The sequence below is a fragment of the Modicisalibacter muralis genome (assembly GCF_900102945.1).
Lineage (GTDB): Bacteria > Pseudomonadota > Gammaproteobacteria > Pseudomonadales > Halomonadaceae > Modicisalibacter > Modicisalibacter muralis.
Genome location: NZ_FNGI01000003.1, coordinates 215,569 through 231,936 on the forward strand (window position 1 = coordinate 215,569; position 16,368 = coordinate 231,936).

Consider the following 16,368-nt stretch of genomic DNA (forward strand, 5'->3'; position numbering starts at 1 on the left):
ACTAAAAACGAGGGCCGGGCATTATAGCAGAGCCATCAGCGGAGGCCAATTGTCAGCCACACCCCTCATACCGCCAGCCCCTCGGGCACTCGGCGTCGCCGTACCCACACCCTTGCGCAAGCTATTCGACTACCGCCCTTGCCAGCCGGCACCGGCCGGTGGCTGGCAACCGGGTCTGCGCGTGCGGGTTCCCCTGGGCCGCCGCGAGGTCGTGGGTATCGTCGTCGAATGCCGCGACACCAGCGAGCTGGATCTCGCCTCGCTCAAGCCGGTCGGCGCCTGCCTGGACAGCGAACCGTTGCCCGCCGATTGGCTATGGCTGTGTCACTTCACCGCGCGTTATTACCAGCATGCACTGGGTGACACCCTGCATCAGGCGCTGCCGGTGCTGCTGCGCCAGGGGCGCCCACTGGAAGCGCGCACCCGCGAGCGCTGGCAACTGACCGCCGCCGGCCGGGCCGCCGACGCGGCGAGTCTGGGTCGGGCACGCCGCCAAGCCGAATTGCTCGAATTGCTGCGCCAGCATCCACGCGGGATCATCGGCTCGGTGATCGGCGCCCAGGGCTTCAGCCGTGCCCAGCTCACCGGACTTGCCAGCAAGGGGCTGGCCGAATGCGTCGACGAGTTGCTGACTGCCTCCTCAGCACGACCAGGCGGCGGCTTATTGGCCGAGCCCGCGTTGACTCTGAACCGCGAACAGGCCACCGCCCTGGCCGAACTTCATCAGGGCCTCGAACGCTATCACCCCTGCTTGCTGCAGGGCGTAACCGGCAGCGGCAAGACCGAAATCTACCTGCAACTGATCGAGGCGATCGTCGCCCAGGGTCGCCAGGCGCTGGTGCTGGTTCCCGAGATCGGCCTGACACCGCAGACCCTGTCACGCTTTCGGCGACGTTTCCGCGCACCGGTGGTGGCGCTGCACTCCGGGCTGACCGATGCGGAGCGCCTGGATGCCTGGGAAGCCGCACGCGCCGGGCGCGCACCGATCGTCATCGGCACCCGCTCGGCGGTGTTCACGCCACTCGCTCGCCCCGGCGCGATCATCGTCGACGAGGAGCACGACGGCTCGTTCAAACAGCAGGATGGGCTGCGTTATCATGCCCGCGATCTGGCGATCGTGCGCGCCCACCGCGAGGGCATCCCGATCGTGCTGGGCAGCGCCACGCCATCGCTGGAAAGCCTGGTCCAGGCACGCGCCGGTCACTACCGTCACCTGCGCCTGACGCAGCGCGCCAGCCACCATGGCCCGGCGCGCCTGGAACTGGTCGACCTGCGCGGGCGGCCGCGCCAGGGTGGGCTGATTCCCCCGGTCATCGACGCCATCAGGAACACGCTGAACGACGGCGGCCAGGTGCTGGTGTTCATCAATCGTCGCGGCTTCGCGCCAACGCTCGCCTGCCACGCCTGCGGTTGGCTGGCCGAGTGCGACCGCTGCGACGCACGCATGACCTTGCACCGCCAACCACCGCAACTGACCTGCCATCACTGCGAGCGCCAGCGCGCGCTGCCCGAGGCCTGCCCCGATTGCGGCAGCGCCGATCTGCGCCCGCTGGGCACCGGTACCGAACGCAGCGAAGAGACCCTGGCCGCGCTATTCCCCGACGTCCCGGTGCATCGCATCGACCGTGACAGCACACGACGCAAGGATGCCTTCGAGCAGACGCTGAACGAGGTACGGCGTGGCGAGCCTTGCCTGCTGGTCGGCACCCAGATGCTCGCCAAGGGCCACCATCTACCCCACGTGACGCTGGTCGTGGTGGTCAATGCCGACGCCGGGCTTTACGCCAGCGACTTCCGCGCCCTCGAGCACAGCGCCCAATTATTGATACAGGTGGCCGGGCGCGCCGGGCGCGCCGAACGCCCCGGGCGCGTGATGGTGCAGACCCTGCACCCCGACGATCCGCACCTGCGTCTACTCGCCGACAGCGGCTTCGATGCGCTCGCCAAGACGCTGCTCGAGGAGCGCCGCCTGGCCATGTTGCCGCCCTATCGCTATCTGGCGCTGCTACGCCTGGAAAGCGCGCGCGAGGCCGACGCCATTGACTTGACCGGCCAGGCCGCCACGGCACTGCGCGATTGGCTCGAGGAGCGCGGCCTGACGGTGGACTGCCTGGGGCCGGTGCCTGCGCCGATGGAGCGCCGCCAGAATCGCTATCACGTGCAATTGATGCTCTCGGCGGCCAGGCGCGGGCCACTGCATGAAGCCTGCGCCTTCCTCGTCGGCTGGCTGGAGCGCGCCCCCCAGGCACGCCGCGGGCGCTGGTCGCTGGATATCGATCCGCAGACGCTGAGCTGAAAGCTGGAAGCTGGAAGCTGGAAGCTGGAAGCTGGAAGCTGGAAGCTAAGAACGGTCTCGGCTCTTGGTTTTTCTTCAAGGCGCGTAGCGCCGATCTTCCAGCTTCCAGTCGCATAGCGACGCTCTTCCAGCTTTAAGCTCCCGGCGAAGCCGGGCTAGGGTTTAAAGCCGGGCCGCAATTGCCGATAATGACCGACCACGCTCATGCTTGAGCGACGATTTCACGCGCCGCACCACTCGGGCTACAGGACGCTGCACGCCACATGAAAGACACCATCATCTCGCTGCTCAACGAAGCACTGGCCACACTCAAGCGGCGGGGCGTCGTGCCCGAAGATACGTCGCCGGCAATCAAGGTCGATCCGACCAAGGACAAGGCCCACGGCGATTACGCCAGCAACCTGGCGCTGATGCTCGCCAAGCCGGCGGGCAAGCAGCCCCGCGAGTTGGCCGAGCTACTGATCGACGCTCTGCCAAAAAGCGATGCCGTTCGAAAGGTCGAAATCGCCGGCCCCGGTTTCATTAACGTCTTCGCCGCCACCGATGCCGTGGCCCGTATCGTGCCGGCGATCCTCGACGCCGGCGATACCTTCGGGCGCAGTCTCACGGGGGCCGGCCAGAAGGTGCAGGTGGAATTCGTCTCTGCCAACCCCACCGGGCCACTGCATGTCGGTCACGGTCGCGGCGCGGCGATCGGCGACTGCCTGTGTCGTCTGCTCGAGGCTACCGGCTATGATGTCACCCGCGAGTTCTATTACAACGACGCCGGCGCCCAGATCGCCAACCTGGCGCTGTCGGTGCAGGCGCGCGTCAAGGGACTCACGCCGGACGACGGCGCCTGGCCCGAAGACGGTTATCGCGGCGCTTACATCAACGACGTCGCGCTCGGCTATCTTGCCGGCGACACCGTCGATGCCGACGACCAGCATGTCACCGCCGCCGCCGATGGCGACGATCTCGAGGCGATCCGCCGCTTCGCCGTGGCCTACCTGCGCCGCGAGCAGGATCTCGACCTCAAGGCCTTCGGCGTCGAGTTCGACGTCTACTTCCTCGAATCCTCGCTGTACAGCGAGAACAAGGTCGAAGAGACCGTGCAGCGGCTGATCGCCGGCGGTCATACCTACGAGCAGGACGGCGCCCTGTGGCTGCGCACCACCGACTTCGGCGACGACAAGGACCGGGTGATGCGCAAGAGCGACGGCGCCTACACCTACTTCGTTCCCGACGTCGCCTATCACCTCAACAAATGGCAGCGCGGCTTCAAGCAGGTCATCGACGAACAGGGCGCCGATCACCATTCCACGGTGACTCGTGTGCGTGCCGGCCTGCAGGCACTGGAGATCGGCATTCCCAGCGGCTGGCCCGATTACGTGCTGCACCAGATGGTACTGGTGACCCGCTCGGGCGTGGAGGTAAAACTCTCCAAGCGCGCCGGCAGCTACGTCACGCTGCGTGACTTGATCGACGAGGTCGGACGTGACGCCACCCGCTATTTCCTCGCCGCGCGGCGCGCCGATTCGCAGTTGACCTTCGATATCGACCTGGCGCGCTCGCAGTCCAACGACAACCCGGTGTATTACGTGCAATACGCGCACGCCCGCGTGTGCAGCGTGATGCGCCGTGCCGAGTCCGATGGCCTGCCTTTCGATCTCGCAGTGGCGCGCGAGCACCTGGCGCTGCTCGAGGCCGATCAGGAAAAGGCGCTGATGAACCGCCTGGCACGCTTTCCCGAGGTGGTCGAACATGCCGCCGCGAGCCGCGAACCGCAGCAGATCGCCCAATACCTGCAAGACCTCGCCGCCGATTTCCACACCTGCTACAACGCGGTCAAGGTCATGGTCGACGACGGCGCAACCCGCAACTCTCGCCTGGCACTGGGCCTGGCCACGCGTCAGGTGATTCGCAACGGATTGGATCTATTGGGTGTCGGCGCCCCGGAGGAGATGTAAACCATGGCACGTCGTCCCGCACAGAAGTCGACACGTCGCGCCGCGCCCAAAGGCGCGACGACGCGTCGCGCGCCCCGTCAGCAGCAGGGGCGCCTTAGCATACCCGGCTGGCTATGGGGGCTGGCCGGGCTGATCGCCGGCTTCGCACTGTCGCAATACTTCCAGCAGACCGCGCCACCCGTCGCCACGGTGGTGCCCAAACCCCCTTCCAGCGCCACCGCGCCCGCCGCCGAGGAGACGGCGGCGGCATCCGGCGAGAGCCAGTCCGAGGCACCCACCAAACCGCGCATGCCGACGTTCGAGTTCTACACCTTGCTGCCGGAGTCCGAGGTCATCGCGCCCAAGGTCGAGGCTTACCACTCGACGCCGCGACCACAGGCAGATACCGAATCGGGCGAAGCCGCCGACGGCACCGCGAGCGCCGGTAGCTTCATGCTCCAGGCAGCCTCGTTCCAGGATGCCAACGATGCCCAGCGCCTCGCCGGCCGCCTCGAGGATCTCGGCCTGCTGGCCAAGATCACCACGGTCAAGGCCAATGGCAACCAGACCTGGCATCGCGTTCAGGTCGGGCCCTACCAGGACACCCGCGAACTCAGCCGTGCCCGCGACCTGATGGTGACCCAGGGTATCGAGCCGCTGCTGATCAAGCTACAGAACTGACCGAGAAAAGTGCCTGCGCTCGCCCATGCTGCGTTAAAAATCGGCTCACTATGCTCATTTACGACTCGTAAACTCCGCTAGTTCGCCGATTTTTGCCTTGCCTGGTCATCGCTCGACAACTTTTCGTAAGGAAACCGGCCAGCTTCGGACGTTTAGACTTGGCATCGTGCCAAAGTGGCCCTGGCTCGGCGGCGCCGCCAAAGTGGCCCCGCTTGATTTCATCGACCGGCGCCCGCATCTCCCTGTTAATTCACGCTAGGCGCCCGGTCAATGGCGGCGCCTTAAGTCATCGGGAGGGATCGAACCGATCACTTCCATTCAGGGAGTTCCAGCATGACGACGATCGTATCCGTGCGCCGTGGCGATCAGGTCGCGCTCGCCGGCGATGGCCAGGTGTCATTGGGCGATACGGTGATGAAGGGCAACGCCAGCAAGGTTCGCCGCCTCTATCGCGGCCAGGTGCTGGCCGGTTTCGCCGGGGGCACCGCCGACGCCTTCACGCTGTTCGAACGCTTCGAGTCGCAATTGGAGAAGTATCAGGGGCACTTGGTCAAGGCTGCCGTCGAGCTGGCCAAGGACTGGCGCACCGATCGCGCCTTGCGTCGCCTCGAGGCACTGCTGATAGTCGCCGACAAGAATGCCTCGCTGATCATTACCGGCAACGGCGATGTGGTCGAGCCCGAACGCGGCGTCATCGCGATCGGCTCCGGCGGCAATTTCGCCCAGTCGGCGGCCCGCGCGCTGCTCGAGAACACCGAACTCAGCGCCCGGGACATCACCGAAAAATCGCTGAACATCGCCGCCGATATCTGCGTCTACACCAATCACCACATCACGCTCGAAGAGCTGTGAAGGAAGGGCCCGGAGCCATGTCTCAATCCCAGATGACCCCTCGCGAGATCGTCCACGCGCTGGACCAGTACATCATCGGCCAGCACGATGCCAAGCGCGCCGTGGCCATTGCCCTGCGTAACCGCTGGCGGCGCATGCAACTCGACGACGAGTTGCGCCCCGAGGTCACGCCCAAGAATATCCTGATGATCGGCCCCACCGGGGTCGGCAAGACCGAGATCGCTCGCCGCCTGGCCAAGCTGGCCCGGGCGCCGTTCATCAAGATCGAAGCGACCAAGTTCACCGAAGTCGGCTATGTCGGCCGCGATGTCGAATCGATCGTGCGCGATCTGATCGAAATGTCGATCAAGATGGTTCGCGAGCAGGCCAAGGAAGAGGTACGCTACCGGGCCGACGATGCTGCCGAGGACCGTATTCTCGATGCCTTGCTGCCGCGCCCACGCGGTAGCGAGTACGACAGCGCCCGCGACGACTCCTCGACGCGTCAGCTATTTCGCAAGAAACTCCGCGAGGGCCAGCTCGACGACAAGGAGATCGATATCGAGATCACCCCGCAGAGCAGCGGTTTCGATATCGCCGGGCCACCCGGCATGGAAGAGATGACCAGCCAGTTGCAGAGCATGTTCTCCAACATGGGCAAGCAGAAGACCGAAAGCAAGCGCGTCGCGGTCAAGGATGCCTGGCAACTACTGCGCGACGAGGAAGCCGCCAAACTGGTCAACGACGAGGATATCAAGCGTCGCGCCATCGAGGCGGTGGAAGAGAATGGCATCGTCTTTCTCGACGAGATCGACAAGGTCGCCAAACGCGGCGATTCCGGCGGCGCCGAGGTCTCCCGCGAGGGGGTTCAGCGCGACCTGCTGCCGCTGATCGAAGGCTCGACGGTGTCGACCAAGTACGGCATGATCAAAACCGATCACATCCTGTTCATCGCCTCCGGGGCCTTCCACCTTTCCAAGCCTTCGGACCTGATTCCCGAACTACAGGGTCGCCTGCCGATCCGTGTCGAGCTTTCGGCGCTGTCGCCCGAGGATTTCCGGCGCATACTCACCGAGCCGTCCGCCGCACTGACCAAGCAATATCAGGCGCTGATGGCGACCGAAGGGCTGGCGATCGAATTCAGCGACGACGGCATCGCACGCATCGCCGAAATTGCCTGGCAGGTCAACGAAGGCACCGAGAACATCGGCGCGCGACGCCTGCATACGGTGATGGAGCGCCTGCTCGAGGAGGCCTCGTTCCAGGGTGGCGACATGCCCGGCCCGCTGGTCATCGATGCCGACTACGTCAATTCACAGCTTGGCGAACTGGCCATGGACGAAGACCTGTCGCGCTACATACTCTGAGTGGCGAGCTACGCGGGTCACGCGTTTCGCGGCACGCCCGCGTGGCCTGTCGCGGCTATCGTAACCGCGTCACCCAGGCATCCAGCGTTCCATAGGCCCATTCACGCAGGCGCTGCAACCTTGGACGTTTCGCCCACTGCCCGCTGCTGATTTCGCGGCTGAGGGCGAAATTGCGCTCGAACAACGCCGCCACCTCGGCGGCGAAGCGCGAATCCACCACTTCCTGATTGGCTTCCAGATTCCATTGCAGGCTCCAATGATCGAAGTTGCAGGAACCGACGCTCGCCCAGTCATCCGCCAGCGAGAACTTGGCATGAATGAAAGAGGGCTGAAACTCGAAGATGCGCACTCCAGCGCGTAACAGGCGGCCATAGAAGCGCTGCCCCGCGTAGCGCACGCCGGGGTGATCGTGGGCGTCGCCAGGCAGCAGCAGGCGCACATCGATACCACGCCGCGCGGCTCTCGCCAGTCGCCTGCGCAGGCCGAGCGTGGGCACGAAATACGGCGTACAGAACCAGATGCGCTGGCGCGCCTCGGCGACCTGGCGATGCAGTGAACGGCGCAATGCCTGATAGCGGTAACCCTGCCCCCACACCACACGGCCACGCATGCCCTGGTAGGTTTCCAGCGCCGTGATGTGCGTGATCAGGCGTTTGATCAACCGTGGGTCGCCCTCACCATGCGTCAGTGGCGAGTCCCATAGCCGCGAGAACAACCGCATCCAATCGGTGACTACCGGCCCTTCGATACGCACCGCGACATCGAACCAGCTGTCGAGAAAGACATCCATCGCCCCGAAACCACCGGTAAACGCCACCCGGCCGTCAATGATCAGCAACTTGCGGTGATCGCGCGTCAGGTTCTTGCCCCAGCGCTGCCAGGCCAACGGATTGAAAAAGCGCAGCGCCACACCCGCATCGCGCAAGCGTTGTCGGTCATGCTCGACGAGCCCCATCGCCCCGTAGCCGTCGAGTAGCACCATCACCGCAACGCCACGCCGAGCGGCAACGCCGAGCGCCGCAATCAAGCGATCCGCCAGCCGTCCCGTTTCCATCAGATACAGCTCGAGCACGATCGATGCCTCGGCGGACTCGATGGCCGATGCCATGGCCGGCAGGAAGCACTTGCTCTCGGGCAATAACGCAAAACGATTGCCGTTTCGCCACACTCCGCGCATCCGCTTCTCCTGCTGGAAACTTGCCGGGCCGTCTTGCCTGGCTAGCATGTTACCTTGTCATGCATAACGATACGGGTGTTAACGTTACCCATACACTGACGACCGCAACCTTACTCAGTCGCTATAATGCCCGAACCTTCTTTGGCCGGCACAAGGGATCGCCTTGCTCACTTCGTTGCTGCACTCGCTGCGCACCCCGCTTCGGCGCCTGCTGGCCGCCTGGGTCGAACTGCGCCTGGTCGAGCCCGACCCGCAAACCCTGAATCTCGATCCCACGCGGGCGACGCTTTACGTTCTGCCGCATCCGGCGCTCTCGGATAGCCTGCTGCTGGATGACTTCTGCCGGCGCCATGACCTGCCCGCCCCGGATGCACGGCTGCAACTGGGGCCACTCGCGCTCAACAGCTGCATGGCGCTGCCCAAGCAGGGACGCCGCCTGTGGGGGCGTTTGCCACGCAAGCGCCCACCCTTCGCCGCCTTGGTCGCGACACTCGAGCAACATCCCGAGCTCGACGTGCAACTGGTGCCGGTCAGCGTGTTCTGGGGGCGCGCGCCGGGCAAGACCTTCGGTTTCTGGAAACTGCTGGCCGCCGATAGCTGGCAGCTCACCGGTCGCCTGCGGCGACTGTTGTCGGTACTGGTCAACGGTCGCAACGTCGAGTTGCACCTGGGCACCCCGCTAGCGCTACGCGAGCTGATCGACGATCGCCCGCCGGAGCTCACCAGCCGCAAGATAGCGCGACTGGTGCGCGTGCATTTTCGCCGCGTGCGGACCCGCGTGCTCGGGCCGGATCTGTCGCATCGGCATACCCTGATCGAGGGCGTGGTAGCCAGTCGCGACATTCAGCGCGTGGTCGGCGAGTGCGCCATTGCCCAGCGGCAATCGCGTGAGCGCACCCAGCGCCGTGCCGAGCGCTACGGTCGCGAGATTGCCTCCAACATGAGCTACCCGGTGCTGCGCTTCATGGACCAGCTGCTGCAGCGCTTATGGAATCAGCTGTATGCCGGCGTGCAGGTTCAGGGACTCGAGCGCACCAAGCAATTGGCCGGTGAGGCCACGCTGGTTTACGTGCCCTGCCACCGCAGCCATGTCGATTATCTGCTGCTGTCCTATGTGCTCTATCGCGAAGGGCTGATGCCGCCGCACGTCGCCGCCGGCCGCAACCTCGACATGCCCATCGTCGGCCCGCTGCTGCGCCGTGGTGGAGCCTTTTTCATGCGCCGCAGCTTCAAGGACAACCGCCTGTACTCGGCGGTATTCAACGAATACCTGCATCGCCTGCTATCGCGCGGTCATCCGGTCGAGTATTTCATCGAGGGTGGGCGTTCGCGCAGCGGCCGCATGCTGACACCACGCCCCGGCATGCTGGCGATGACGCTACGCTCCTATCTGCGCGGCACCCAGCGCGAACTGGCTTTCGTGCCGGTGTATATCGGTTACGAAAAAGTGCTGGAAAGCTCGAGCTATCTGAAAGAGCTGCAGGGCGCAGGCAAGAAGAAGGAATCGCCACTCGACCTTTTCAAGGTGCTGAAACGCCTGCGCCAGCCATTCGGACGCGTGGCGGTGAACGTCGGCGAACCGCTCAAGCTCGGCGAGTTTCTCGACGCTCGCGCGCCTGGCTGGCGTCACGACCGCGACCAGGCCCGGCCACCGTGGCTGTCGCGCGTCGTGCCGGCGCTGGGACGCGAACTGAGCATGCGCATCAACGCCGCCGCCGCGCTCAACTCGGTCAATCTGGTCGCCCTGGTACTGCTGGCCACGCCACACCGCGCCATCGAGGCGGAGCTGCTCAAGGAGCAGATGGCGCTGCTGGTGGCCTTGCAGCAGCGCCGGCCCGGCGGGGCAAACATCAGCCTGCCCGGCGGCGATCCCGAGGCGTGGCTCGCCGAAGCCAAGACACTCGGCTTCATCGAGCGCCACGATCAGGCGCTGGGCGAGCTGATTCTCGCCGGTCATCAGCAGGCCACCCTGCTGACCTGGTATCGCAACAACGTGCTACACCTGTTCGCGCTACCCGCGCTGGTGGCGTTCGCCTTTCGCAATAACCCGCGCTTCGATGTCGATACCCTGCATGAACTGCTGGCCCCGGCCTGGCCACTGATCGGCCATGAGCTGTTCGTCTCGCCGCTGGCGAATTTTCGCGATGCGCTGGGCGAAACCCTCGAATTGCTAGGCCAGCAGGGCTTGCTGCATCAGCAGGATGGAACCTGGAGCCGACCGCCGGGGCACGAGCCGAACAGCGAGCGGCTGCTGTTGCTCGGGCGCTTGATCCAGCCGTCGCTGGAGCGTGGCTACCTGCTGCTGGCCGCGCTGTTGCGTTACCCCAGCGGCAGCCTGACCCGCGAGTCGCTGGAGGAGCACAGCCGCCAACTGGCCGAGCGCCTGACGCTGCTCTCGGGGCTCAATGCGCCGGAATTCTCCGACCGCCGGCTGTTCAGTGGCTTGCTCGACGTGCTCGAAGACGAAGGCTGGCTGTGGCAGGAAAACGACCGGCTATGCTTCGATGCCGCCCTGGAAGTCGCTCAGCAACGCGGCCGCGCGCTGTTCGACCCGGCGCTGCGTCATCGCCTCTCGCAACTGGCTCGGCAGTGAGCGGCGGGGCGGAGGTTATCTCAACGAACGATGCACGTAGAGATCGTAGCGGCTGGTTCGGGTTTCGATGACATGCGCCGGTCGTGGCCCGGCAATCGGTGGCGCCCGACGCGGGCGCTTGACCGCCACACGATGCGTCGCGACGTCCAGCGCCGCCTCGAGCAGGCGCGGCGCATCGTCATCGTCGCCGGCCAGCTCACGAAACACGCGCATCTCCTTCTTGACCAGCGCCGACTTGTCGCGGTGGGGGAACATCGGGTCGAGATGAATCACCTGCGCCTCGAAACCGCTTGCGACAACGGCACCCGCCAGGTCACTGGCAGCGTCGGCCCAGCGCGCCTGCAAGCGCATGGCGATGTCGTGAATTTCGGCGTCGGCGCCTAGCGCGCGCCTCAGACCATCCTCGAGCAACGCGAAGATCGCCGGCATGCGCTCGAGCATCAACACCGGAGCACCCAACCCGGCGAGTACGAAGGCGTCGCGCCCCAGCCCGGCCGTGGCGTCGACTACTCGCGGCGTAACGCCCTTGCCCAGCCCGCAGGCCTTGGCCACCAATTGCCCACGCCCACCGCCGAAACGCCGCCGGTGATCGGCCCTGCCGGTGGCAAAATCCACCACCAGTGGATTGCCGTAACGCAGGGGGTCGCCAGCAATGGCCAGGCCTTGCGGCGTTTCGATCAGCGCCAACCCCTGAGCCGGCTGAGCCGACGCCCAGGCCAACCCCAGCCGCTCGGCCAGCGGGCGCAATGCCTCGCCAACCGCCACCACATCGCTCTTCACCCTAGCCATAGCAGGAATAGCACGACCCCGAGCACCAGGCGATAGGCGGCGAACGGCCACATGCCGATACGATCCAGGGCGGCAAGAAACAGCTTGATGCAAATTAACGCAGCGACGAATGACAGCCCAACGCCCAGCAGTATGTCCTGCATCGCCACATCGCTACCCGACTCGACCAACTCGTAACCCTTGAGCACGCCAGCGGCGATGATTAACGGAATCGATAGCAAAAAGGAGAAGCGCGCCGAACTCTGGCGATCGAAGCCCAGCAGTAGCGCTGCGGTCATGGTAATACCGGAGCGCGAGGTGCCGGGAATCAGGGCTATCGCCTGGAATAGCCCGATGATCAACGCCGCCTTGAGTGTCAGACGGGTAAGATCATGAATTCTCGCGCCGCGCACGTCGGCCCACCACAGCAAGATGCCGAAGCCGAAGGTGGTTATGGCGATGACCAGCGACGAACGCAGCGAGGTTTCGATCAAGCCGCTGAACAAACCGCCGAAGATGACCGCCGGCAGCGTGGCCAGCAGCACCATCCAACCCAGCCAACTGGCGTCGGTTTGACGTGATGCGAGCGAGCCGGTGCCAGCGAACTGACCGAACCAGCCGCTCAGTATTTCGATCACCTCGCGACGAAAAGCCAGTATCACCGCCATCAAGCTGCCGACATGTACCGCGACATCGAAGGCCAGGCCCTGATCCGGCCAGCCCAGCAATTGCGAGGGTAGAATCAGATGCGCGGAAGAGGAGATCGGCAGGAATTCCGTGAGACCCTGAATCAGGGCCAGAGACACCAATTGCAACCAATCCATGGGTACGTGCCTATATCGGTGGAAAGAAGATCAACGGGTGGAACTAGCCACGCTGCCAGGCGACCCGGTCGCGCAGGTAGACCGGTTGTACCGCATGCGCTGGCTGGCCCTGACCGGCGGCGAAGGCTTCGGCCGCCAGGCGCGCCATCTCGGCGGCGGCCGGTTGCATATCCGGCAGGCGCTGGCTCAGTGCATCCTGGATCAGCGGCGGCATGCTATCCCACAGTGTCCAGCCGGAGCCCACGCCGCTCCAGTCGGCGTCACGACAGGCCTCGGGCAGGCTGAATCGCTGTGGCGCCATCACCGCCTCATCGAGCAGCGGCGTCAGTTGGCCGTCGCGGCAGTGATAGGCCGCCACGTAGATCTCGTTCATGCGCGCATCCAGCGCCGGGATCACATAGCGCAGATGATGCTGGCGGTGGGCGGCGAGCGCCAGCGCCTGGAGTGTCGATACGCCGATCAGCGGTCGCCCGAGACCGAATGCCAGCCCCTGAGCCACCCCGGCGGCAATACGCAGGCCGGTGAAGGAACCCGGCCCACGACCATAGGCCAGCGCATCGAGATCGGCGGGGACCAGCCCGGCCTCGGTCAGCACCTCGTCGATCATCGGCATCAACCGACGAGTGTGCTCGCGGGGAGTCAGGGCAAAACGGGAGAATACCTCGCCATCGCGCCATACAGCGCAGGAACAGGCACTCGAGGAGGCATCCAGGGCCAGCAGCGTCGGCATGGGCGCTCATGGTTAATGAAGTGAAGCGCGGATTATACGACCGCCGCCGGTCTGGCAAAAGCCCTGCCAACCAATGCCAGCGGTTCGGATCGCGCAGCCCGAGTCATGGGTACTCGGGCGTCATGGATCGTTCGATCAGCCTTCCAGCGCTGCGATCACCTGGGCGCGAATGTCGCTGACGCTGCCCACGCCTTCGATGCGATGGCAGGCCGGAGCGGCTGCCGGCTCCTGCTCGGCCCACTGGCGATAGTACTCGACCAGCGGCGCGGTCTGCTCATGGTAGACCGACAAGCGGTTGCGCACCGTCGACTCGCGGTCGTCGTCGCGCTGAATCAGCGCCTCGCCGGTGACATCGTCCTTGCCCTCTTCCTTGGGCGGGTTGTATTCGACGTGGTAGACCCGCCCCGAGCCGGGATGCACGCGACGCCCCGCCAGACGCTTGACGATCTCTTCGTCGTCGACGGCGATTTCGAGCACGTGGTCGAGCTTGACGTTGGCTTCCTTCATGGCATCGGCCTGAGGAAGGGTGCGCGGGAAGCCGTCGAACAGGAAGCCGTTGGCACAATCGCGGAGGCTGATGCGTTCCTTGACCAGGGCGATGATGATGTCATCGGAGACCAGCCCACCGCTGGTCATGATCTCATTGACCTTGAGGCCCAACTCGCTGCCTTCCTTGACCGCCGCGCGCAACATATCGCCGGTGGAAATCTGCGGGATGCCGAAACGCTCGCAGATGAACTGAGCCTGAGTGCCCTTGCCGGCACCGGGGGCGCCCAACAGAATCAAACGCATCTGTGCTGCTCCTTGAAGTTCGAGTCGTTGCTTATTATCGAATTTTAATAGTATTAAGCGGACGCGGGGCCGCCCATCGCAAAAAATGAATGGCCTGAGACGATACCTGTGGCGCCCAGGTCAGACAAGCCGCTAAATCGTCGCGCGCGTCACGATGCCGCATGTCATTCACTGTAACGGTCAACACCGGGCATGCCATTAACCCTTGGTCTGGCACCGCGTAACTCGCAGCGACCCGCGCTGGATGCGAGCCCGGCGAAGAAAAAAGGCGGCCCCGCGAGGCCGCCTTGCTTGCACTGCCGGTGTGCCGCTTACATCAGCATCCTTCTGACATCGCTCAGCACCTGGGAGAGGAGCGCCGTGAAGCGCGCCGCGTCGGCACCGTTGACCGCGCGGTGATCGTAGGACAGGCACAGCGGCATCATCAGCCGTGGCACGAAGTCGCTACCATCCCATACCGGTTTCATCTGCGCCTTGGAGATACCCAGAATGGCGACCTCCGGGGCGTTGACGATGGGCGTAAAGGCGGTGCCACCAATCGAGCCCAGGCTCGAGATGGTGAAGCAGCCACCCTGCATCTCCTCGCGCTTGAGCTTCTTGGTCTGGGCCTTCTTGGCCAGCTCCACCGATTCCTTGGCCAACTCGATCAGCGACTTCTTATCGGCATCGCGGATCACCGGCACCATCAACCCGTTCGGGGTATCCACGGCGACACCGATATGCACGTATTTCTTCCATACCAGGGTCTCGCCGTCGGGGTGCAGGCTGACGTTGAACTGCGGGAACTTGCGCAGCGCGAAGGCGCAGGCCTTGACCAGGAACGGCAGCGGGGTGAGCTTGGCGCCCTCGGCTTCCGCCTCGGCCTTCATCGACTTGCGGAAGGCTTCCAGGTCGGTGATGTCGGCCTCGTCGAATTGCGTGACGTGCGGCACGTTCAGCCAACTGCGATGCAGGTTGGTGGCCCCCATCTTGAGCAGGCGCCCCATCGGCTGCTCCTCGACCTCGCCGAACTGGCTGAAGTCGACCGCCGGGATCGGCGGAATGCCGGCGCCACCGGTGGCTGTCGCGGCTTGCTCCGGCGCTGCCGAACGCTGCTGCATCGCCTGCTTGACGAAGGCGTGAACGTCTTCCTTGAGCACACGATCCTTGGGGCCACTGGGCTTGACCTGAGCCAGATCGACACCCAGCTCGCGCGCCAGCATGCGCACCGCCGGACCGGCATGCACCAGCTTGCCTTCGCGTGGCTTGTGCGCGGCCATCTGCGCCTCGGGGCTCGGCTTGGCCTCGGCCTGCTTGTCGGCGGATTTCTTCTCGCCGCTCGGCGCCGCTTCGCGCTTCGGCGCCTCGGCGTTTTTCGGCTTGGCGGCGCCAGCCACCTCTACATAGCCGATCAGGTCGCCTTCGGAGACGGTGTCGCCTTCCTTCACGCTGAGCCCGACAAGCTTGCCCTTGAACGGGCTGGGCACGTCCATCGAGGCCTTGTCGGATTCCAGGGTGATCAGCGCATCTTCCTCGTCGATCTCGTCACCCTCGGCGACGGCGACCTCGATGATCGGCACGTTCTCGCTACCGCCGATATCGGGAACGCGAATCTCCTTGCGCTCCGGCTCACCGCTGGCGGCTTCGTCACCTTCCTTGTCGCTGTCAGAGTCACCGTCGTCGGCAGGCGCTGCGTCGGAGGATTCGTCCGATGCCTCGTCGCCCTCGGGTTCGTCCTCGCCACCCTCGCCGGCAATTTCCATGCTACCGATAACGTCGCCCTCGGAGACGGTATCGCCCTCCTTGACCGCCAGCGAAACGAGCTTGCCGCTATGCGGGCTGGGCACGTCCATCGAGGCCTTGTCGGACTCCAGGGTGATCAGGGCATCCTCGGCATCGATTTCGTCGCCCTCGGCCACCGCGATCTCGATGATCTCCACATCGGTGCTGCCACCGATGTCGGGAACCTTGATCTCCACGGTGCGCTTGCCGCCGCCCGAGGCTTTTTCCTTCGCCGGTTTGGCGTCGTCGCTCTTCTGCTGCTTGGCGGGCTGCTGGTCGGCTTCTTTCTCGTCATCCGCTGCGCCGTCGTCTTTCTCGGCGTCGTCCTCGCCGCCGCCCTCGGCTTCCAACTCGAGGATATCGTCGCCCTCGGAGACGGTATCGCCCTCCTTGACCAGCACCTTGACGACCTTGCCGCCCTTGGGCGCCGGCACATCCATGCTGGCCTTGTCGGATTCGAGGGTGATCATGGTGTCTTCCGGCGCGATCACGTCGCCTTCACTCACCGTGACTTCGATGATTTCGACATCGGTGCTACCGCCGATGTCTGGGACTTTGATGATTTCGCTACTCAAGGTCGCGCTCCTTTCAAATCGTGCTTGCCGCAGGCGCAAATCGTG

Annotated in this window: 12 protein-coding genes; 6 read left to right on the top strand and 6 right to left on the bottom strand. The window is 64.8% G+C overall.

All coding sequences use genetic code 11. The features are described from left to right. Positions 1–49 precede the first annotated feature (49 nt). The 5 genes from BLR92_RS08075 to hslU all read left to right on the top strand — a co-directional run bounded on the left by BLR92_RS08075 (position 50) and on the right by hslU (position 7,103). Complete coding sequence (locus tag BLR92_RS08075) at positions 50–2,296, top strand: primosomal protein N' (protein WP_089727345.1); 2,247 nt, start codon at positions 50–52, stop codon at positions 2,294–2,296. Between the two features lie 263 nt (positions 2,297–2,559). Then, positions 2,560–4,245: an arginine--tRNA ligase gene (gene argS / locus BLR92_RS08080; RefSeq protein ID WP_089727347.1), complete on the top strand. Its 1,686-nt coding sequence runs from the start codon at positions 2,560–2,562 to the stop codon at positions 4,243–4,245. A gap of 3 nt (positions 4,246–4,248) precedes the next feature. After that, positions 4,249–4,905 carry an SPOR domain-containing protein gene (locus BLR92_RS08085; protein ID WP_089727349.1) on the top strand — a complete coding sequence of 219 codons (657 nt, stop codon included), beginning with the start codon at positions 4,249–4,251 and terminating at the stop codon, positions 4,903–4,905. 333 nt (positions 4,906–5,238) lie between these two features. Beyond that, positions 5,239–5,757 (top strand): ATP-dependent protease subunit HslV, encoded by a 519-nt coding sequence (gene hslV, locus BLR92_RS08090; protein ID WP_089727351.1) that lies wholly within the window; start codon positions 5,239–5,241, stop codon positions 5,755–5,757. A gap of 17 nt (positions 5,758–5,774) precedes the next feature. Next, entirely contained in the window at positions 5,775–7,103 is a 1,329-nt protein-coding gene (gene hslU, locus BLR92_RS08095; RefSeq protein WP_089727353.1) for an ATP-dependent protease ATPase subunit HslU, read from the top strand. A gap of 55 nt (positions 7,104–7,158) precedes the next feature. Here hslU and BLR92_RS08100 read toward each other — a convergent pair whose 3' ends face one another. Continuing rightward, entirely contained in the window at positions 7,159–8,280 is a 1,122-nt protein-coding gene (locus tag BLR92_RS08100) for a phospholipase D-like domain-containing protein (RefSeq protein ID WP_089727355.1), read from the bottom strand. A gap of 163 nt (positions 8,281–8,443) precedes the next feature. On the opposite strand from BLR92_RS08100, the gene plsB reads away from it, so the two are divergent. Further along, positions 8,444–10,873, top strand: a complete 2,430-nt coding sequence (gene plsB, locus BLR92_RS08105) for a glycerol-3-phosphate 1-O-acyltransferase PlsB (RefSeq protein WP_089727356.1) — start codon at positions 8,444–8,446, stop codon at positions 10,871–10,873. Between the two features lie 15 nt (positions 10,874–10,888). Here the strand turns inward: plsB and BLR92_RS08110 are convergent, their stop codons facing one another. From BLR92_RS08110 to aceF, 5 genes are all read right to left on the bottom strand, one after another. Further along, positions 10,889–11,662, bottom strand: a complete 774-nt coding sequence (locus BLR92_RS08110) for a class I SAM-dependent methyltransferase (RefSeq protein ID WP_089727358.1) — start codon at positions 11,660–11,662, stop codon at positions 10,889–10,891. Next, positions 11,650–12,465 carry an undecaprenyl-diphosphate phosphatase gene (locus tag BLR92_RS08115; RefSeq protein WP_089727360.1) on the bottom strand — a complete coding sequence of 272 codons (816 nt, stop codon included), beginning with the start codon at positions 12,463–12,465 and terminating at the stop codon, positions 11,650–11,652. The genes BLR92_RS08110 and BLR92_RS08115 overlap by 13 nt, the downstream gene beginning before the upstream one ends. 43 nt (positions 12,466–12,508) lie before the next feature. Next, positions 12,509–13,195 (bottom strand): tRNA (adenosine(37)-N6)-threonylcarbamoyltransferase complex dimerization subunit type 1 TsaB, encoded by a 687-nt coding sequence (gene tsaB / locus BLR92_RS08120; RefSeq protein ID WP_089727362.1) that lies wholly within the window; start codon positions 13,193–13,195, stop codon positions 12,509–12,511. Between the two features lie 135 nt (positions 13,196–13,330). Continuing rightward, positions 13,331–13,987 carry an adenylate kinase gene (gene adk / locus BLR92_RS08125; RefSeq protein ID WP_089727364.1) on the bottom strand — a complete coding sequence of 219 codons (657 nt, stop codon included), beginning with the start codon at positions 13,985–13,987 and terminating at the stop codon, positions 13,331–13,333. Positions 13,988–14,298: 311 nt separating this feature from the next. Next, a complete protein-coding gene (gene aceF, locus BLR92_RS08130) occupies positions 14,299–16,323 on the bottom strand; it encodes a pyruvate dehydrogenase complex dihydrolipoyllysine-residue acetyltransferase (protein ID WP_089727366.1) in 2,025 nt (674 codons plus the stop codon). Positions 16,324–16,368: the final 45 nt, after the last annotated feature.